The sequence below is a fragment of the Bradyrhizobium sp. S3.7.6 genome (assembly GCF_054061875.1).
Map to the genome: position 1 here is coordinate 6,311,516 of NZ_JBSSEQ010000001.1, position 20,399 is coordinate 6,331,914.

At 55.9% G+C, this 20,399-nt stretch carries 15 protein-coding genes; 8 read left to right on the forward strand and 7 right to left on the reverse strand.

From position 1 onward, the window contains the following. Positions 1 to 400 precede the first annotated feature (400 nt). From ACVJ5M_RS31180 to ACVJ5M_RS31190, 3 genes are all read right to left on the reverse strand, one after another. Positions 401 to 1,402: a glycosyltransferase family 2 protein gene (locus ACVJ5M_RS31180; RefSeq protein ID WP_354100312.1), complete on the reverse strand. Its 1,002-nt coding sequence runs from the start codon at positions 1,400 to 1,402 to the stop codon at positions 401 to 403. A gap of 152 nt (positions 1,403 to 1,554) precedes the next feature. After that, positions 1,555 to 3,039, reverse strand: coding sequence for an undecaprenyl-phosphate glucose phosphotransferase (locus ACVJ5M_RS31185; protein ID WP_231144558.1), 1,485 nt, complete (start codon positions 3,037 to 3,039; stop codon positions 1,555 to 1,557). Between the two features lie 310 nt (positions 3,040 to 3,349). Beyond that, positions 3,350 to 4,015: a transglutaminase-like cysteine peptidase gene (locus ACVJ5M_RS31190; RefSeq protein WP_084795183.1), complete on the reverse strand. Its 666-nt coding sequence runs from the start codon at positions 4,013 to 4,015 to the stop codon at positions 3,350 to 3,352. A gap of 442 nt (positions 4,016 to 4,457) precedes the next feature. Between ACVJ5M_RS31190 and gmd the strand changes: the two genes are divergently transcribed. The 8 genes from gmd to ACVJ5M_RS31230 all read left to right on the forward strand — a co-directional run bounded on the left by gmd (position 4,458) and on the right by ACVJ5M_RS31230 (position 14,154). After that, on the forward strand, positions 4,458 to 5,555 hold the full coding sequence (gene gmd, locus ACVJ5M_RS31195; RefSeq protein ID WP_354100313.1) for a GDP-mannose 4,6-dehydratase: 1,098 nt from the start codon (positions 4,458 to 4,460) through the stop codon (positions 5,553 to 5,555). Then, complete coding sequence (locus ACVJ5M_RS31200; RefSeq protein ID WP_085404108.1) at positions 5,536 to 6,474, forward strand: GDP-L-fucose synthase family protein; 939 nt, start codon at positions 5,536 to 5,538, stop codon at positions 6,472 to 6,474. Before gmd ends, ACVJ5M_RS31200 begins: the two co-directional genes overlap by 20 nt. Positions 6,475 to 6,676: 202 nt before the next feature. Further along, positions 6,677 to 7,975: an O-antigen ligase family protein gene (locus ACVJ5M_RS31205; protein ID WP_161495915.1), complete on the forward strand. Its 1,299-nt coding sequence runs from the start codon at positions 6,677 to 6,679 to the stop codon at positions 7,973 to 7,975. A gap of 159 nt (positions 7,976 to 8,134) precedes the next feature. Beyond that, on the forward strand, positions 8,135 to 8,779 hold the full coding sequence (locus ACVJ5M_RS31210) for a P-loop NTPase family protein (RefSeq protein ID WP_085404109.1): 645 nt from the start codon (positions 8,135 to 8,137) through the stop codon (positions 8,777 to 8,779). Positions 8,780 to 8,908: 129 nt separating this feature from the next. After that, a complete protein-coding gene (locus ACVJ5M_RS31215; protein ID WP_354100314.1) occupies positions 8,909 to 11,200 on the forward strand; it encodes a polysaccharide biosynthesis tyrosine autokinase in 2,292 nt (763 codons plus the stop codon). Positions 11,201 to 11,208: 8 nt separating this feature from the next. Further along, a complete protein-coding gene (locus ACVJ5M_RS31220) occupies positions 11,209 to 11,970 on the forward strand; it encodes a hypothetical protein (protein WP_063984085.1) in 762 nt (253 codons plus the stop codon). 66 nt (positions 11,971 to 12,036) lie between these two features. Further along, positions 12,037 to 13,173, forward strand: a complete 1,137-nt coding sequence (locus ACVJ5M_RS31225; RefSeq protein ID WP_354100315.1) for a glycosyltransferase family 4 protein — start codon at positions 12,037 to 12,039, stop codon at positions 13,171 to 13,173. Between the two features lie 177 nt (positions 13,174 to 13,350). Further along, positions 13,351 to 14,154: a WecB/TagA/CpsF family glycosyltransferase gene (locus ACVJ5M_RS31230; protein WP_144030834.1), complete on the forward strand. Its 804-nt coding sequence runs from the start codon at positions 13,351 to 13,353 to the stop codon at positions 14,152 to 14,154. A gap of 205 nt (positions 14,155 to 14,359) precedes the next feature. Here ACVJ5M_RS31230 and ACVJ5M_RS31235 read toward each other — a convergent pair whose 3' ends face one another. From ACVJ5M_RS31235 to ACVJ5M_RS31250, 4 genes are all read right to left on the reverse strand, one after another. Then, positions 14,360 to 14,737, reverse strand: coding sequence for an H-NS histone family protein (locus tag ACVJ5M_RS31235; protein ID WP_354100316.1), 378 nt, complete (start codon positions 14,735 to 14,737; stop codon positions 14,360 to 14,362). A gap of 1,840 nt (positions 14,738 to 16,577) precedes the next feature. After that, on the reverse strand, positions 16,578 to 17,729 hold the full coding sequence (locus ACVJ5M_RS31240) for an OpgC domain-containing protein (RefSeq protein ID WP_063986471.1): 1,152 nt from the start codon (positions 17,727 to 17,729) through the stop codon (positions 16,578 to 16,580). Between the two features lie 208 nt (positions 17,730 to 17,937). Then, positions 17,938 to 18,480: a hypothetical protein gene (locus ACVJ5M_RS31245; RefSeq protein ID WP_063984089.1), complete on the reverse strand. Its 543-nt coding sequence runs from the start codon at positions 18,478 to 18,480 to the stop codon at positions 17,938 to 17,940. 114 nt (positions 18,481 to 18,594) lie between these two features. Further along, positions 18,595 to 20,307, reverse strand: a complete 1,713-nt coding sequence (locus ACVJ5M_RS31250) for a thiamine pyrophosphate-dependent enzyme (RefSeq protein WP_063984090.1) — start codon at positions 20,305 to 20,307, stop codon at positions 18,595 to 18,597. Between the last annotated feature and the right edge of the window lie 92 nt (positions 20,308 to 20,399).

A 20,399-nucleotide genomic window follows, 5' to 3' on the forward strand; every position in this document is an offset into this window, starting at 1 on the left:
TCTGGAATGCTTACCCCGCCGAAAACCACTGCATAGCAACCAAACTCGACGCCGCTTCCCACTGAAGGGACCGCACTTGAGCTCTCACCCTTGTTTCCCAACGTCACTCCGTGCCGCAAAGTGCAATCGTCGCCGATCCGAACGTCAGGGTGAATGCATATGCAAAAGGGATGAAATATCCGCAAGCCCCAACCAATCCGTGTTCGCGCCAAGATATCGATCTTGAAGAAGAAGCAAACCGTTTTGTAAATACAGTTGGACACCGCGTAGAGGACACGCGTCTTGTCAAACTCAAAGAAAAAATTAGTCAGACGAAAGCCGGCAATAAACACCTTTACTCGGATCGATTTATTTCTCCGCAGCTCCCTTCGCAAATTAACAAGGAACATTTCTTCCCTCATTATCGCGACAACCGTAGCGTTTCGACCGTGAGCGGCTTGAGGGGAGAGATTCTAGGCCTGAAGAGCCCGAAGAGCATGCCTATCGTGAAAACATGCCAGCCAATAACCATATAGGTTCCATTCGAAAAGGATTTTTTCCAAACTGTTAGGGCCAGGATGATGGCGGCAACTCCAAGAAGAGCCAAGGCGGCAAACGCTGCTCCGTAAGACGTGAACAAAGCAAGCAACGCGAAGGCAGACCAGTATCCAAGCACAGCGACCCAGAGCTTAAATTCGCGAAGCGATCGTATCACACGCGCGAAGTAGCCAGCGTTGATCGATGCACGCAGCATTTCGCCTGGTGCGAAAATGTATCCCATCTTCACACGGTGAAAGAGCAAGCGATATGTGCTACTAGTATGACCAAAGTGCTTGGCGGCCGGGACATTCAACCGCACAAGTTTCCAACCGCTAGACCGAAGTCGCGCTCCAAGGTCGAACTCCTCGTACCCGTGTAGATTTCGATCCGTTAAGTAGCCGAGTTCATCGATCGCGCTCCGTCGATAGAGCCCCCCGCCTGCAAGGCGATCAACCTCACCTAATGGATTCAAGTGAAAAAGATTCCGTGCGCGGTTCTTGAATTCGATATTCTCCGTCGACATTTCGTCGATCCTGCCCCCTACCCCAGCCACGTCGGGATGGTCGTTGAGGAAGGCTAGAGCAGTCTTTATGAACTCCTTGTCCAGAACCATATCTCCATCCATGAGACAGAGAAAGTCGCCTTTGGCGTGTGCATAACCAATCTGCGGACCTGCTCCACAACATCGCTCACTGGCGTTCGCGATCCTGAAAATCGAGATTGGATAAGGGAGGGCGCACTCAAGCGTCTTGTCTACAGAAGCGCTATCTACGAGCACCACCTCGCCTTCCGGGCTCGGAAGCGCGGCCAAGGCGCTCTCGATTGCCGAAGCGATATGCACTTCCTCATTATAGGCTTTAATAATAATACTGACGCGGGTCACGAGAAACTCACCTGATTCAGCGTATCGGAGAACTACGAAGCGTTCGCGGCTTTCAAAATGCAATAAGCCACAGACTGCGTCGAACGCGGTTGCGGTGTGCCGCCAATTTAACGTTTGATTACGAAATGGCGAGTCCTGGAGCGTCGGGATGCTTAATAGGCGTTTCGCGCGCTCGCAACCTCAATGCACGTCCTCAACAGGATCTTCAGATCCAACAACAGGCTCCAGTTGTTGATATACCAGAGATCGAGCTCCACCCGGCGCTGCATTTGTTCGACTTGACGTGTCTCGCCCCGGAATCCGTTCACTTGGGCCCAGCCAGTGATGCCCGGCTTGACGTGATGGCGAAATGCGTAGTCCGACATTATTTCCCCATACTGGATGTCATGCACCAATGCATGCGGTCGCGGACCAACCAGCGACATATCACCCTTCAGGACGTTAAAGAGTTGCGGAAGCTCATCGACGCTCAAGCGGCGCAAGTGACGACCTACTCGTGTTACTCTCCGATCGAAGCGCGTCGCCTGGACAACCTTGTCAGCGTCTTCGGTTACGGTCATGGTACGGAATTTTAGAATCCTGAACTGCTTGGCGTTGAAGCCGTTTCGTCGCTGACGGAACAGGACCGGTCCCGCGGAATCCAACTTGATTGCAATCGCGGCAATGAGAATCGGCGGCCAGAGTAGAAGGAGGAGCACCAGGGCACCAACGACGTCAAACACACGTTTCAAAAGATGCTCGACGCGGGAGAGCGGACCGCGCTTGATTTCGATCGCAAAATTTGGCTGCCAAGCAAATGTGAGATTTCGCGTCAGACCCCGAACAATCCGATCCGGGAGCAATTGAACTGGAAGTGGCGAAGCCCGCATGCATTCGCGTATGAGTTCCAGCCTCCGCGACTCACTCCAGGAAACTGCCAATACGATCGCTTCGGCCCCTTCTTGCCTTGCGCTATCCATAGCTAGATTGAGCACGCTCAGTTCGCTGCGGGTCAGCTGCATGGTCGACAGGCTTGGGCTTGGAAGAGTTAAGCGGTCGATTTCGCTCAGGCCGAAATCCCCCAATAACTGCTCGCCGTCCAGCGCCGCCAACTCATCCCGCGATCCAACGAGGACGGCTCGACGACCAGCTAGCAGTCCTTCGGACACGACAACTTTAATGGCGCGCGTGACGGCCCACCGCGCGACCAGCAATAACGTGGCTGTCAGAGCGACAAAAGTGACAATCGAACCACGCGAAAAGATCGCGCCAACCTTGAGCAGGAAAGCCAGCAGGGCCAGTAAAAGACCGACGACAAGCCAACGTTTGATGATTTTCCGGTAAACGGCATGTGACGAGACAATGGAGCCGAATTGGTAGAATCCCGCCGCGTGTGCCATCCACAAGTAAAGGATTGCGGCGACGCTTCCCGACAGTGCAAAGGCATCAAAATTACTGACAACCAGGCCTGAAAACGCTTGATAGATAGAGCAACCTAGAATGCTCGACACGATAATTACGAGAAAATCGACCCCGGCGCAAAAGTACCCAGCCATCGCGTGAGGAAATCGGAGCCGTGGCTCCTTGCTTGCCGAGCCGACGCTGTCACGAGAGAGGATCGCCTCGCTCGACGCCAACTCGCCGCTACTGTTTGGCATGAAAAATCACTCAAAAATATGCGATTCGAAAACTCGCTTGTTAAACAAGCGTGCTTTGAGCATATTTTTGATTGACTGTTAAACTAACTTTCGATTAATTCTGATTAAATTTTTAACGCGACATGCCGCGGCGCGCCCTTTGCGCCGACTTCTACCTCAAATGGATGCTGGCAACGCTTTTTCGTAAGGGTTGTACTTGCGAAAATTGAGGCTTAGCCAGTGCGACTGCGGAATGGTGGACTTCCGCGTTCCAAGGAGCCGGGCATCAATTCCGCGCTGAGACTTGCGGCCATGGCACCAGATGGAGATATTAATCGAGGCCAACCTTAACGGCCTCGAGACTTGCCGTCCGCTCACGTCTTGAGCTCCACGACACGATGGTAGCCCAAAGCCTAGCATTTCCTGGTGTCTGCATGCGGGCGAACCGATAAGGCGTCTTCGACCAAACTCGGATTTCGGCGGTTAGGTTATCGAGAACGAGGTCAGCCGACGCCGTCCGCACCACCAGAACAAGGTGATGCTCGCCTGAGGAAGTAATCACCTCGCTCAGAAGCAAGGCGCGCGCCGGCCAACCTCGCGCAAGTAGCTCATGCCGCTTAGTCACCGCATAGTCGTTACAGTCGCCAGTTCGGGGGCCAACGATCCAGGTTTCAGTTGCAAGGCCGCCGAGGTTGGCCGTTGGTACAATCGTGCCATTTACAGTGTTGTTGACTTGGACGACATCGGACCATCGCGACGAAGTCAGCTTAACGGGCCCGCCGCGAAAGATCAGCCTTCGAACTGTGCATTCTGCAGGGTAATCCATGCAGAACCTCACATGAGCCATCGGCGCCAACGCCGGCGCGCTGAGCTGAATTCGTTCCAATTGCGCCCGCAAGCCGCGCGACATATTGGAAATTCCCGCATTTGCTCCATCGGAGATTGCGGCAGATAGCAGCGCAATCATCACCGCGGCAATCTTTGGAATCTCACGCATGTCGAATTGCTCCCCCCCGCATTACCGAGAGCATCATGCGCATGGGCAATTTGAGATTTGGCCCTACTTTGTCGAAGCTTTTTACTCAACTGTCGCGGACTTTATTAACCAACCGCCTCGCCCGCTACACCCGCGCTTGCGAAGGCTACGGCGAATGTCGCTCCGCATGCAGCGAGCCGATACCGAGCAGAGGAAGATGCCTTGTGCAGCGCGCGGCTTGCGAAAGGTGCTTGACCGAGGCTGAACACTTCAGGCTGCCGCAGTTTCCAGCGGCACCCTTCCTTAAATACCGGCAGCATTTAATTTGAGGCGGCGATGCTGAGGACGCATTGAAATTCGCCGTTGAGAATTAAGTATTTTGGTCGATTTGATGCAAAATAGAATTATACCCCGCTATGTTGATCTACGGACATGAGGTTGCGAAGAAATTACGAGGAGATGAATGCTCTCGGGAACTACACCCAAGGCCTCGAAACAACGTGTTGCGTTGATTAGCGGCATTACTGGACAGGATGGAGCCTATCTGGCCGACTACCTTCTAGGCCTCCGCTACACCGTGCACGGCATCAAGCGGCGGTCGTCCTCGTTCAATACCGCGCGGATCGATCACCTCTACAAGGATCCGCACCACGGCAACGTGCCGTTCTTGCTGCACTATGGTGACATGACGGATTCGACCAACCTGATCCGGCTCATGCAGCAGGTCAGGCCGACCGAGATCTACAACCTCGCGGCCCAGAGCCATGTCAGCGTCAGTTTTGAAAGTCCAGAATACACGGCAAATGCCGACGGGATCGGCGTTTTGCGTATGCTTGAAGCGATTCGGATTCTCGGCATGGAGAAGGAAACGCGATTCTATCAGGCATCGACCTCCGAGCTTTACGGCCTGGTACAGGAAGTTCCGCAAAGGGAAACGACGCCGTTCTATCCTCGATCGCCCTATGGTGTCGCCAAGCTATATGGCTATTGGATCACGGTGAACTACCGAGAGGCGTACGGCATGTATGCTGCGAACGGCATCCTGTTCAACCACGAGAGCCCGATACGCGGCGAGACCTTCGTAACGCGCAAGATCACGACCGGCGTGGCTCGTATCGAGGTCGGCCTCGAAGGCACGCTCTATCTCGGCAACCTCGAGGCCAAGCGCGACTGGGGCCATGCGCGTGATTACGTCGAAGGCATGCACAGGATACTGCAGGCAGACGCGCCTGACGACTTCGTGCTGGCGACCGGAGAGACGCGCTCGGTTCGCGAATTCGTCGAACTGGCCTTTGCGGAGGTCGGCCGTACAATCGAATGGCGCGGCAGAGGCGTCGAAGAAACTGGTGTAGACCGAACTTCGGGCAAGACAGTCGTGCGGATCGACCCCAGGTATTTTCGCCCGACAGAAGTCGACCTCTTGATCGGAGACGCAAGCAAGGCGCGCGAGAAGCTGGGATGGCAACCAAAGATCCCGTTCGCTCAGCTGGTGAAGGAGATGATGGCAAGCGATCTGGCGATCGCCAAGCGGGAGGTCGCCAATGGCAGACATCCCGTTTGAGCTCCAGGGCCGGCGCGTCTTCGTCGCCGGCCACCGTGGGATGGTCGGATCTGCGCTAGTGCGCCGGCTTGCGCGCGAAAATGTGGAACTGCTGACCCTGCCCCGCAGCGAGGTCGACCTGCGCGATCAGACCGCGGTAAACGCCTGGTTCGCCCGCAAACGCCCGCACGTAGTGTTTCTTGCGGCAGCGAAAGTCGGCGGTATCGCTGCCAACGACAAGCTGCGCGCGGAATTCCTTTACGACAATCTGGCGATCGCAGCCAACGTGATACACGCGGCATACGTCGGTGGGGCCGACAAGCTGATGTTCCTCGGCTCGTCGTGCATCTATCCCCGGCTGGCGCCGCAGCCGTTGCGCGAGGACTCGATACTGACCGGTCCGCTTGAGCACACCAACGAGCCTTATGCGATTGCCAAGATCGCTGGCATCAAGATGGTCGAGGCCTACCGTAGCCAGTACGGCGCCGACTTCATCAGCGTGATGCCAACCAATCTCTATGGCGTCGGCGACAATTATCATCCTGAATACAGCCACGTGGTGGCCGCTCTAATCCGCCGCTTCCACGAGGCGAAGGTCTCCGGTGCAAAGAACGTTGTGGTCTGGGGGACGGGCGCACCGCGCCGGGAATTCCTTTGTGTCGACGATCTTGCGGACGCCTGCATTCACCTCATGAAGACCTACTCCGGCGATGAACCGGTCAATATCGGCACCGGCGAGGACATCACCATCTCTGACTTCGCCCGCCTGGTCGCCACCGTGGTCGGCTATATAGGCGGGATCAGCTTCGACCCATCAAAACCCGACGGCACGCCACGCAAACTGCTCGATATTGAAAAGATCACCAAACTCGGCTGGCGCGCTGTCACTCCGCTTGCTGAGGGTATCGCGCTCGCCTACCGGGCGCATCTCGATCGGTAACGACGAACGCATATACTCTCAAGTCGGCGAAAAGAGGTACGACCAATTTCGTCGTGTAATGAGCCAACGACGAGGTTAAAGCGGAATTCTATTGACGTCGCATCAGGGGGAGATCGTCACGTTTGCATTGATGTCGCAGACTCGAGTTTCAGCGCGGATACTATTCCTTGTCGTAGCTCTAGCACCCCTGCCGTTCGGGTCGATGGATGCTTGGGTCGAGGCGCTTTGGTGTATCGTTCTCGGCGCCGCCGCAATTGCAGCCTCCCCCGACCGCCTCCGGCGCCATCATGCCCCCATCTTTTTCGTCCTCGGGATTGTTGTTGTTGCCTACGCAATGGTTCTGCATGAACAACTTGCACTATCCCCCTGGTTTGGTGCTTCGCGTCCCTCGCCCTTGTGGACGCGAACCAGCGAGCTGCTGGGTGTTCCGTTGGCTTCCACGGTATCTATTGCACGCCATCAACCGATCTATGCACTTGGAGCTCCCTTTATCGTTATTCTCACCATCATCTGCGGCATCATCGTCGGGAGCGACCGAAGCTTGGCGACCCAACTACTCAAAGTTGTCGCCTGGTCCGGAGCTACGTACGCGATATTCGGCCTTGCGTCGTTCCTGATTGATCCGACAAAGGTGCTGTGGGTCGAGAAAGAGGCTCATCTCAGTTACTTGACTGCTACGTTCACCAACCGGAACACTGCAGCCGTGTATTTCGGCAGCTGCTCGATTGTATGGCTTCTATTTACGTCCGAAAGCATTCGTACTTTCGTTAAACACAACGGGTTCGCTTGGGGGCAGGTCTTTTCTCGGATTCTCTCGGAGGCACCTCGCGACGTCCTGCTACCGTTCTTCATGTTGTCACTTTGCGTAACAGCGATGTTCATGACGGGCTCCAGGGCTGGGATTGTTCTCTCCCTCGCCGGCCTCGTCCTCGCGCTGCTCCTGTATTTCTATCGAGATCTACCGGGGCGGTCCGGAGCCCTCATTGCCTTCGCTATCAGCCTCGGTGTGGTGATCGCCCTCTTCCAGATCCTGGGGGCCAGCGTAAGCGGACGATTCAGCGCCGAAGGGCTTTCTGATGCGATGCGGCTCGATACCTACCGGTCAACCGTAGCGAGTATCGCGGATCATCCCTGGCTGGGTACCGGCATTGGAACCTTTCCTTCGATGTTTCCTGCTTATCGGTCCCTGCACGGATCGATGTGGGGGACGTGGGACCGCGCTCACAACACGCTGCTGGAGATTGCCTCTGAAGGAGGTCTCCCGCTTACGATGACGATCGTTGCAGCCTGGGGTTTGGCGCTCGCTGTCCTGATCAGAGGGATAAAGGTGCGCAGGCGAGATCGTATCGTTCCCATTGCCGCATTGTCGATTTCAGCGGTCGCTTTGGCTCATTCCCTGGTGGATTTCTCGATCCAGGTACCCGGATTTGCAATCACGGTATTTGGGCTTCTCGGCGTGGGACTGAGCCAATCGTTCCCGAGCGGCAATCGGATTCAATGAGCCCCGCGCTCCCGGCCCAACACCTATCTGGCAGGATTTACGATATTTAAACTTCAACCGCCCGCCGAGCGATCGGGCGCGCGGACCAATTGTGTCTGCCTCCCCACCGTGATATTGATTTTTAATTAAACTTTTTCGTAAGTTAATGGGAGATTTAATATGCCATTTGATCTTTATCGCAAATGTGCATTTGCCGCCACTGGCTGGATCCTGTTACTGGCTGCCGTGGGGCTCTCCACGCATGGAGCTATGGCACAGCCGTCCCTGACCTCGGCCGATTTTCAGAGCAATCCCGGAAGCGTACTGGAGCGAAACAAGGATGGAGGCGCCATCCTGCTGACATTAATTCGAAATCTCGCGGTCGACGATCCGGCGACGCTAGCATCGATTTTAACTCTGCTGTCGACCGCCAACAAGGATCAAAAATTGGCGATCGGTGGCGGGCTCGCTCAAGCAGCCAAGATCGTGATCGTCTCTAATCCAACCTACGCCAACGAAATTCAGCAGGCGATCATCCGGACAAAGGATCAGGACGTCGTTCTCGCTTTTGCAGCCACATCCGGAGATCAGCCGACTGGCGAAACGGGTGCGGGTGGCGGCGCGGGCGACACAGGCGCCGGATCGGGTGGCGGATCTGGCGGGCAGACCGGCTCCACGAGCTCCAGGTTTGGGACGCCGTCTGCGCCATCGATCGGACAAGGTGGTGTGACGATCGGAAACTTCTCAATCTCATCGGCCGCATCCAGCGCGTCAGCCCCCAGTTCAAACACGACAAATAGAATATCGAACAGTGTAAGCCCCTAGAGCCACACTGACTCCCGATGGCCAGCATTCCACGATTAAGCGCGACGCTCGTCGGTTATTCGGCGACCAGATTTCCCATTGGAACGACGGCGCGCCTTGACGCAACACGTCGATCATCCGAAAGTCCCCATGTTGTATTCTGATAAGTCACGGGTCGATTTTGAGTTGCCGCGACCGCCCGAATCGGCGGCAGAAGGCCTCAATCGCCTTGTTGGATTCTTGCAACGCCAGTACTTGATCATATTGATCACAGCGCTCTCGATCCTTGCTCTCGGCCTCGTATACGTGGTGACTGCGCCCCCTCGTTTCACAGCCCAGACCACCCTGATCATAGACACCCGCAAGGTTCAGCTCTTTCAACAGCAGTCCATTCTGGGAGACATCCCGATCGACTCGGCGTCAGTGGAGAGCCAAATCGAAATATTGAAGTCGGAAAAGGTAGCTCTCTCCGTAATTAAAACACTTCATTTGATCGAGGATCCGGAATTTTCCGGATCACGATCCGGACTTTTTTCCTCAGCTTTTGGCTTGGTGTCCGCCGTGCTCGGCTCAAGGGACACCGCCTCAAACTTTGAGCTTACGCGGTCGGCGATCCGGACCTTTCAGTCTCAACTCACCATTAAGCGGATTGGCCTGTCATATGTGATTGAGATCAGCTTCAAGTCGCTGAGTCGCGATCGCGCTGCGGAGATCGCCAACGCCGTAGCCGAAGCCTATATCGTCGACCAGTTGGAGGCGAAGGACCAAGCAACCCGACGGGCAAGTGCCTGGCTGCAGGACCGCATCGGTGAACTACGCAATCAGGCAACCTTGGCGGAGCGTGCGGTTGTCGACTTCAAGGCAAAGAACAACATCGTAAACACCGGTGGCTCCGGCGGGCGGCTCGTCACAGAGCAACAGGTATCCGAACTCAACAGTCAGGTCGTGGTCGCGCGGGCGCAAACCTCGGAAGCCAAGGCCCGGCTTGATCGGATCGAAGCGGTATTGCGAGCCGACTCTCCCAATTCAACGGTCAACTCAACGGTAGCAGACGCCCTCAAGAGCGAAGTGGTGACAAAGCTGCGTTCGCAGTACCTGGACATCGCAAATCGCGAAGCGGATTGGGCACGCCGGTACGGAACGGGTCACGAGGCAGCCGTCAACCTTCGAAGTCAAATGGCTGAGATTCAGAACTCAATTCTCAACGAACTTCAGCGCCTCGCCGAAACCTACAAAAGTGACTTTGAAATCGCCAAGCAACGCGAGGTCGGCGTTCAACGTGAGTTGGAGAATGCGGTCAGCCAATCGAAGGCGACGAACCAGGCCCAGGTGTCATTGAAAGAGCTAGAGAGCGCTTCCCAAACCTACCGAACTCTCTATGACAACTTTCTGCAGCGGTACATGGAATCAATTCAGCAGCAATCCTTTCCAATCAGTGAAGCGCGCGTAATCTCTCAGGCGGCTCCTCCGACGCAGAAAAGCGATCCAAAGCCAGCGCTAGCGCTCGGCCTCTCCGGAATCGGAGGACTGATTCTAGGACTTGGCCTGGCGATCTTGCGCGATCTTTCGGATCGGGTGTTCCGAACCGCCGAACAAGTCGAGGCGGAACTCAACGCCACATGTATTTCACTCGTTCCAAAGATCAGCGCCGGAAAGACCCCTCGCGATACTTTGAATAATCGGGTGGGAACAAGCGATCGCGCCAACCGAACAATCACGAGAAATCGAGGCTTGATTTGGACCGCTTCGAACAATCCATTCTCGCAGTTCTCGGAAGCGGTCCGCGCAATTAAGCTGGATATCGATGTAAGTTGGGATGCGAAATCCTCCAAGGTTATCGGAATAACCTCGGCGATTCCTAACGAAGGCAAATCGACGTTGTCGGCGTCGCTCGCACAGCTCATCGCCCAAACCGGAGCTAAGGTCTTATTGGTTGACTGCGATTTGCGAAACAGTGCGCTCTCCAACCGCATCGCTCCGGCAGCCGAATTTGGGATCATCGATGGGATAATGGGCAGAAAGCCGCTTTCCGAGCTTCTGTGGCGGGATTCGAAGACGAATATGTCTTTTCTGCCGGGCGCTGTCAGCTGGGACAATGAAGTGCATCCCAATGAGCTTCTGAATTCGAGTGAAGCCAGGCAATTCTTCGACGTCCTCCGCAAGAACTACGATTACGTTGTGGTCGATCTTTCGCCGCTTGCGCCGATCGTCGATGTACGTGCGACCACACAACTCATGGATGCCTATGTTCTTGCGATTAAGTGGGCGCATACGAAATTTGATGTCGTCGCCCAAGCGCTCAGGTCGGCGCCTACGATTCAAGATAACATGCTCGGAGTAGTGTTGACGCAGGCTGACGCTAAAGTGCTGCAACTCTATTCGGGATACGGGAATGTCTATTACGGCGAGAGGCCGGCCTCGTCAGTTTCCACTGCACGATAAAGATTTGAATGCTCGAACTGTCTAGAACACAGGTGTCTTTGCTTGTGCGCGCCTTCGTTGGCGGCTTTGCCCTGATCGCGATACTTTGGGGATGTTGGACGCTCCCGCTGTTTTGGAATCAAGGCTTCGATGAATCGGTCGCGCGCGGAATAATTTCTGGTCGCGCGTTTCGGCCCGAAATCCTTTCACCGCTCAAGTCGGACCTTGATGCGATCGAGCAGTTGCCGTTCTGCAGAGCTTCCGCCACGAGAAGCGCAGCAATCATTCGACTGAGGATTGCCGAGCAGACGCTCTCGGTAGGCAGGCCCGAGACCATCGATCAGGAGTTCGATGCGCTGCGGAGGGCCCTCGTCACCACACTGTCCTGCTCGCCAGCCGACCCATTCTCATGGCTCGCACTCTTTTGGCTAAGCAACAACCAGATTGGGTTCAAGTCCGAAAACCTCCAGTACCTGCGTCTGTCTTACGAGCTTGGTCCTAGTGAAGGATGGATTGCGCTGAAGCGCAATCATATCGCATTTTCCATTTTCGAGGCGTTGGATCCCGCGTTGGCGAAGACGGCGATCAGAGAATTTATTCAGATTTTGAATACCGGTCTCTACATGGAAGCCGTTGAGATATTCACCGGTCCAGCGTGGCGCGTTCGCGATCAGATATTGCCACTGCTAACCGAAGTTCCGATACGCAACCGCGAAATCTTCGCGGATGCACTTCGCAATCGGGGCTCCGAAGTCATTGTGCCGGGCGTATCCGACCGACGGCATCCTTGAACCTCACGCGGATCGATTTGACATGCGGAGACCAATTTGATTTCGCCCTCGACCCAAGATGATTCAATGCTCCGCAGCGGCGAAGAACGTAGTTTGCACCTGATTGAAGGACGACTTCGCGTCGCTGTTGCCACGCCGCTTGGTCTCGATGGGCGCGGTGGTATCGATCGCTTAAACGACAGCATATTTGAGACCATTGAGCAGCAACAACCCCACTTGAACGTTGAGGCAAGTCGCCTAGTCACGCGAGGTCAGCGCGGACTCATTGTGGCTCAATTTGTTTTCGCCATTGCTTTGTTGAAATTCGCGTGGCTGGTCCTCTTTCGACGAATTGACGTGCTGCACATACACCTATCGAACTGGGGAAGTAGCTATCGAAAGACGGTTGTGGGGGCAGCAGCTCGCCTCTTGAGGGTCCCCTACGTGGTCCACTTGCACGGATCTGGATTTGACGAATTTCTGGCGGTTGCCCCAACCAGGTTGGCGAGAGCCGTTGACCTTCTCTTTCTGAAGAGTGTGCAGATCGTCGTACTGGGCGAGTATTGGGCTCACGCCGTTCTGATGCGTGTGCCTCAGGTTCGCGACAAGATTACAGTTCTGCCCAATGCCACGAAGCTAAGTTCGAAACCGCAACTTCAAGCCCCTGATTCCCGGATAAGAATCACGTGCTTGGGGCAACTCGGCGAGCGCAAAGGTACCCCGCAGCTGATAGCTGCATTGCAGATGTTGTCGCAGAGACAGGACTGGACGGCAACGATTGCAGGTGACGGCTCCGTTGAAGAAAGCCGCAGGGCTGTGGCGAAACACGGTCTCGTCGGCAGGGTGCTTATTCCGGGCTGGTTGAGCTCTGAGCAAGCCGACGATCTTCTTTGCAAGACCGATATCCTGGCGCTCCCCTCGTACGCCGAAAACCTCCCCATGGTGATATTGGAAGCATTCGCCCACGGCGTGCCCGTGATATCTACCCCCGTTGGCGCAATTCCGGAAGTCATTGCCCCTGAACGAAACGGCTTCCTGGTGCCGGCGGGTGATGTGTCGGCCTTGAGCAGAGCGATCGAACGATTGATCGAAGATCCCGAGCTACGGTTGCGATTGGGAAGCACCGCTCGCGAAGATCAAGCTCAACGATACGAAATCAACTCCTACGTCGAGAAACTAACCGTCGTCTGGCGGAAAGCGTCCTTTATTCGCAAGTCCATGTGACCGCAACAACACCGAGAATAGTGGTCAACCGGCGGCCCGCACAATTTTAGATTGTCCAGTAAAGCCACCCTCCCCTTTGGCGTTAAATCTAAGCAAATCAAACCACGCATCTAAAGTCTATTTATCTTCCTCATTAAATATGCATTAAATCAGATATATAAATTGCGGATTTATATCTTGGGTGTTTTCGTGAATATTAATGTTGATGTGTCAGCGGCGAATTGCGTACCACTATCTCAGGCATTGCTGGTAGGCACTCCCGTCTCGACAATCAGTCTGAACCAACTCCTCGCCGCTTTTGAGACATGGACCCTGGACTCGCAGGACCGATATGTGGTCTTTCGCGATGTGCACGGCATCATCGCAGCCCGCAACAATGCTCAGTTGGATCTTGCTCACCAAACCGCCGATATTGTTGCACCTGATGGAATGCCGTTGGTTTGGGCCCTTCGAGCGGCGGGAGATGGTCCAGTGTATCGCGTCTGCGGCCCGGATGTGCTGCCCGCGGTCTGCCAGCACGGATTGTCGCGAGGCTGGCGTCACTATTTCTACGGAGGCGCCGAGGGCGTCGCAGATCTCCTTGCTGAAGCACTCGTCAAGAAATACCCCAACCTAAAGATTGCAGGAACGCAATGTCCACCTTTCCGGCCTCTCACCCCTGAGGAGGATGAGATCGCTTGCGCGAAAATCCGAGCTGCTGCGCCTGATTTCGTCTGGGTAGGACTTGGAACGCCAAAGCAAGAGATCTGGATGGGCCAAAACAAGGGGCGATGCGGTGGCGCAACTATGCTCGGCGTTGGTGCAGCGTTTGATTTCCACGCCAATCTGGTTCGGCGGGCGCCATCTTGGATGCAACGGAGTGGGCTGGAGTGGGCCTATCGCCTTTTCACCGAGCCAAAGAGGCTTTGGAAAAGATACCTGGTAATGGCGCCCATATTCGTGGTGTTGGCGGCGCACGAGATAATCAGAAGGCGATGGTAGTCAGGAAAGATCAGGGACCACGATCGCGCCATGCACAGCAAGCCAATGCTTCTTCTAAGGACCGCTCGTAGCCGGCTGCGATAGCGCCTGGGTCAACTTACAGGCTACAGCAGCTCGACAGACGCACACTCGCGCTGACCATTGAGAGCCCATGGCCTACGTCGAAACTCGCACAGCGCTCTGCGTCAACCGCAGATCCAAATCGTCAAGCGGATTTACGACGCCCAGTTGCATTGCGCTTGTTTGTGCTGATTAGAAAATCAACCAACTTCCGACCTGCCTTGAGATGAGGAACCAACCACTTTGGTTGCTTACCGCGACCGGACCACGTCTCGGATGGGTCGTTGGGATTTTGGTACTTGGGAAGCACCGGCGGATACTTCCGGCGATCGTTGGCCTTCAGCGGCCTGCCTGAGATCTTAGGCTTTTCGATCTGGGCGCCGCCACTAAGCTTCGCGAGACGCTCTTCTAACCCCTGCTTTTCAAGCAAGATCCGGTCAGACAAAATACTGCAAACTTCCTCGTGAAGTTTCCAGAGTTCGTCGATAGATAGTGATTTCAAATCGAACGTGCTTGGCCGCATTTTTCGCTCACAATTGATGAAACAAACTTCGTTCCACCAAATCCCGTAATAGTGGTTCGATCTGTTCCGGCAACGCACCAGAAGTTGCAGCGTTCCTACTGCCCGTCCATCTTATGTAAACAGCAGGCGATTCGGGCAATATTGCGCATGCGCGAATTGGAATACTCTGCCGTTCGGAAATAAATTGGTAAATTCTCTTCCTTGAATTGATGCGATCGCTTGGGCGAATGCTTCTGCTGCCTAAAATGTCCCCACGCCCTGATTAAACCTTGCGCAATCAGCTGGCACCCAATGAAGCGCGGGATTGCCGGCACAACCGCATTCGAATTTCCGAATTTTTCGCTACAGCAATAATCTATTTAAAGTATCCCGGCGACAACAATTAAATGGATCGATACCACTTCTTTGGAGTACCCCGTTCTCGCAGGTCTGCAACGGTTGGCGTTCCGCTGCTGAGACGACATAACTTCGGCAAATATCTGCGACGACCCAAAGGGCGGCGGCCTATCTTGCGAGCGCCAATTGAACGGTACCATGCTGCTCAGGCGACAGGTGGCTGTCGGCTCGGGGTAAGGTTGACTTATTAGCTTAACGTATGAATTTAATTGCGTTGCCGCTCGAATATATTATCGGTCGGTGGGAGACAATTGCCACCTCGACTTCAACATTGGCAAAGCACGCAACTGCATATTTGGCTCGGCCTTACAGCCAGCTATCAGAAGAAAAGAAAACGGTTTGGAATCGCATGGAACACATTGATTTAGCGCAACAATTTCGAGAGTTAGTCGATTTGCGAAGGAGGGTTGGTGAAGCGGAAGCGAATAAACTCAGGCAATCTTCTCAATTGAGGCGCAACGTTCTTCAGAAGCCAAATCGGGGCCCTTCCAGACGCGTAAAACGGCCGAGCAGCCGACGCTAGCGTACCAGCAGATGATTACCGTAAAAACACGGGAATCAAAATCTTGCAAGCGCTGCATTAAATTGAGAGCTACCCGGAAGAACGCTGCGCCAAGCAGGGGAGCCGAGGCTTAAGTCCGGCTACCCCAACCGCAGGGCACGTATATACTCCATTTAATTGCATTCGCTCATTTGAGAACCTCAGAATCGTGTGGCTGTTAATTGGCTTGTCGCTCACCTTACTGGTCTTCGTTGCAGCCGCTTTCGTCGTATACGTCGCGTTTAATCTTCCTGAAGATATCTATTTCGACGAGGATTAGAGAGGAGGCCAGCTACGCGAAGCTGTTCACCTATCCAGCGCGCTACCTTCAGCAAACGCTGTCCTGGATTATTCGTCTCACCTTTCCTGCGGTCGGCTGCACTTCCGTTGACGTTATGCAAATCACTCATCGCAAATTGACGAGGGTTACCCTTGCTTGCCGATGCGCGTTGTTGGTTGCGAGCGTCCGGCGTCGGCATAAGAGCCGCTCGCCTGGGCCGGAGCCTGTCCAAGCCACGTGATCGGGGTCGAATTGGGCGCGGTCATGGCTAGACCAAAACAGCGGCGCATGGTCGCCGATCACCGGGCGGTCGGCTGTCGCCCTGGCAGGGTCGCGCGCTATCTTCGCGACGACAGCAAATGCGTCGTGCCAAAGTTCATCCATCCGGCAAACCTTGGGTCGCCCAAAGACGCCGCCGTCGATCCCGCAACGAAAATCCGTCAGAGCTGACTAGGCGCGACCGGAATATGTGTATTCAACGTGAGCTTATAGATACTGCCCCGAAGCTCACTACATACGGGGGCCGGGCCCGAAATGGCGAGAGAAGCGCGGTCTGGATCAATCCATGAAATCGTGAGCGCTTCATCGCAGATCGTGTTTCCGAACTCCTCCCCGCGCGACGCTCAACCCGCCGCTACAACAGCCGGCTTGGCCTTCGGCGCCTTGTCGACGCGCTTCGACCAGGAGCGGTAGTACGCCAGCACGGTCATCATCAGGATGCCGACAATGCTGACGACGATCTGCATCCAGATCGCGCCGGAGACCTCAACCAGCGCGACATGTGCAGCAAAGGACAGGAATATGCCGGAGCAAAAGACTTCGAGCGACTGCTGACCACATTTGATCGCGGGCCGAAAGATCGCCCATTCCAGCCCCGGCCAATCGCGTGGCAGCAGACGAACGACGAAGAACGCGAACACGACGAAGTGCAGCAGGCGATAAGGCGCAAGATTGGTCTTGTCGTTCGGATTGAAGGCGCCGTAGACCTCAGGCGGAATCAGTTCGCGCAGTTCGTCAAACCGGGCCGCCATTGTCATCACCAGAGCGAACAGAAGATAGCTGATGCCGAGCACCAACGCGGTACGCGACCGGATGAACGGCATCGCCTGTGCCGATCCGCCAAGCGCGAACCAGGCTCCGAATGTGAACAGAAATTGCCACGCGAATGGATTGAAATACCAGAGGCCAGTTGGATAGGCCGAGAGGTTCCATCCGAAGCGCCTGGCCATGACATAGAGCAACGCCGAAGCAGTCAGCGTCATGTTGGGTCTGCGCAGCATCAGCCAGAGTATCGGCGGGAATACGCCCATCAGCACGATGTAAAGCGGCAGCACATCCATGTTCACCGGCTTGAAGCGCAATATCAGCCCTTCGAACAGGAACTGCGCCGGATTTGCCAGGAAGCCCCGGATGTTGAAGTCATCGGTGAAACCAGAGTTGCCGGAGCGCTGCGCGACATATCCGATTTCGGCGAGATAGAGCACGAAGAGGAAGACGTGGGCGACGTAGATCTGCCAGACGCGCTTCAGAAGCCTCGTCGCGCCAATGACAAACCCGCGTTCGAGCATCATCCGCGCGAAGACGAAGGCAACGGTGTAGCCGGAAATGAATATGAAGAGATCCGCAGCATCGCTGAAACCGTAGTTGCGCGTTGTGACCCAGTTCACGATGTTGTTGGGGATATGGTCGAGGAAGATTCCCCAATTTGCCACACCTCGGAACAGGTCCAGCCGGAGATCCCGGCCTTTCGTCGGCAGCGTAGCGAGAATCTTCATCGTCAACGCACCGAAGCCTTGCCCATCTCTTCCATCGACGATTTGCCTGCACAGCGCCCGGATACGGCGTCTAGAGCCCGCCCCCAAGCATTGCGACATAGTCGCCGTCAGCGTAGCGACCCCATGACTGCTCGTATTGGACAATCATGCGCATGTTGGATGTGAGGTCGGCAGAACAAGGACGAGGCTGGCAGAGCAGCTCCAACTTTCAATTTGCCTCCGGGAAATGCCAGCCTGTCCATGAGTCGCGACGCGCCACGCGACTGCGCGAGGCAGGCCTCGATCGTACCCGCCTGTCCATCGGCTCGAACCAGCAGCACTCCGCACTCAATCCCTGGAGCTCGTTGGGACTACGGGTTCTCGCCACATGGGCAGATGAACCGGCCCGAGCTCTCTTACGCTTGCCGCGCATAAGCGGATGCTCGGCAATGATCGGCCGCGCCAGGGGCTTCGATTCCGCCACGAAGTCAGCTGAGGAATCAGCGTGCATTTGATCAGTCCTCTCATCAGGCAGCTGCTCGGCCAATTCCTGGATCGGTATCGCCTCGAGGGACGATGGCGGCATTGCCGGCTGGCTGGTATCCAGGACGACCTTTTCCGGCCATTTGCGCGCGGATGAGATCCGGATGGTGGCTGCGTCGATACCATTTGCCCGATCAGGAAATCTGTCCGGCAGCTTCGGCAGAGACCAGCCAATTATCAGCAGAAGAGCAGCGAGTGCGCCGCCGACAACGGCAAAGTACCTTGCCATGGGCAGAGCCGATGGCTCCGGCAGTTTCGCCAATCTCGATCTACCCATCACAGCAATGCTTGGCCACTCTCGCGCAGCACGGCATGCCATGCCCCCGCTGGAGGGACGACCCGACTAGAGGAAATTTTCCTTCACCATCTCCCAGACGTCGCCTCCGCGACCGTGCAGGACGGCGCGGGCGGAATAGAGCGCCATCCCGATTGCAGGTTCGACCTGCATGAATGGCGGCATGACGAGCTGCATCGGGTTGACATGCACGTGCAGAAGCGCGGGTCCCGGTTGCGCCAGCCAGTCCTTGACCGCGGTCTCCAATTCGCTCGCGTTCGAAACGGTCTGGCCCCAGAGACCCAGCGCGCGCGCAACGCCTGCAAAATTCGGGTTCTTCAGCTTCGTGAAGGTATCGAGCATGCCCTCGGCCTTTTGCTCGATCTCCACGAAGCCAAGCTTGCCGTTGTCGTAGACGGCGATCTTGACGGGCAACTCCTGTTGGACGATCGTCATCAGATCTCCGAACAGCATCGAGATTCCACCGTCGCCGGCCATGCACACGACCTGCCGGCCGGGTTCTGCCTTTTGGAGCCCAATGGACGACGGCATGCCATTGGCCATCGTTCCATGAAGCAGGCTTGCGAAAATACGGCGCTGGCCGTTTGCCTCGATGTGGCGATAGGCCCAGGCGGCCGGGGTGCCGTCGTCGGCCGTGAACAACGCATCCTTCGCCGCATGGCGGCTGATCACCTGTGTCAGATAGCTTCCGGGAATATTGCCATCGTGACCGGCAGCGACCTTGGCCCGCTCTGTTTCCCGATATTTCGCATAGCGCTGGAGATATGCGCCTCGGAATGAGGCGTCGGTGCGCCCGGCGAGCTTCGGCAGCAAGGCCTCCAACGTCGCCTTCACATCGCCGACGACACCCTTCGTGATCGGATGCCGTCGCCCCAGATGGGTCGGGTCGATATCGACCTGCACGATCTTTGCCTTGTCCGGGTAGAATTGCCGCCAGGCAAAGTCGGCGCCCAGCATCAACAACGCATCACAATCCAACAGGGCATGATACCCGGCCTCGTTGCCGAGCATCCCGGTCATTCCAATGTTGTAGGGATTGTCAAACTCGAGGAAGTCCTTTGCGCGCGACGTATGCGCGATCGGCGCCTTCAGCCTGTCGGCGACCGCGAGAATTTCCTGATGGGCTCCTTTACAGCCCGATCCGCCATACACGACAACATTTTCGCTGCTGTTGAGGATATCCGCGATCTCGTTGATATCCGCATCGCTCGGTCGCGTGACGGGTCTGGCGACGTGCACCGCATAGGGGATGTTATCATCCACGACCGAGGCGGAGATATCCGCCGGTACGATCAAGACAGCAACACCGCGTTTCGTCAGAGCCGTTTGGCAGGCGATCACCGTTTTCCGGCGCGCCTGTTCCGGGGTATGGATCATATCGCAGAAGACGCTACAGTCTCGGTAGACCTGCTTGAAGTCGACCTCCTGGATGAATTCGAAGCCAAGTTCGTCGCGAATGATCTGACTTGCGATCAGGATGACGGGTGCACGGTTGCGATTGGCTTCGAATATCCCGTTGATGAAATGCAAGCTTCCGGGACCACAACTGCCGGCAACAGCGGTCAGGCGATCTGCGACCTGCGCCTCCGCCTGCGCGGCGAACGCCCCCGCCTCCTCGTGTCTCATCGATATCCACTCGATCTCGCTTTTTTCGAGCGAGCGGGCGATCAGATTGAGGGTGTCGCCGACGACGCCGTAACAATGCTTGACGCCTGCGCTCTGCAAGGTCTCCACAATGATATCCGCGACCAGCTTGCCCATGACATTCAACCGTGGCTATGACCGTTCCTGCCACAGCGTGCGCCCAACTGTGCTGTCAGGGCTTGGATCAAAATGCGAGGACTTGAACCCAA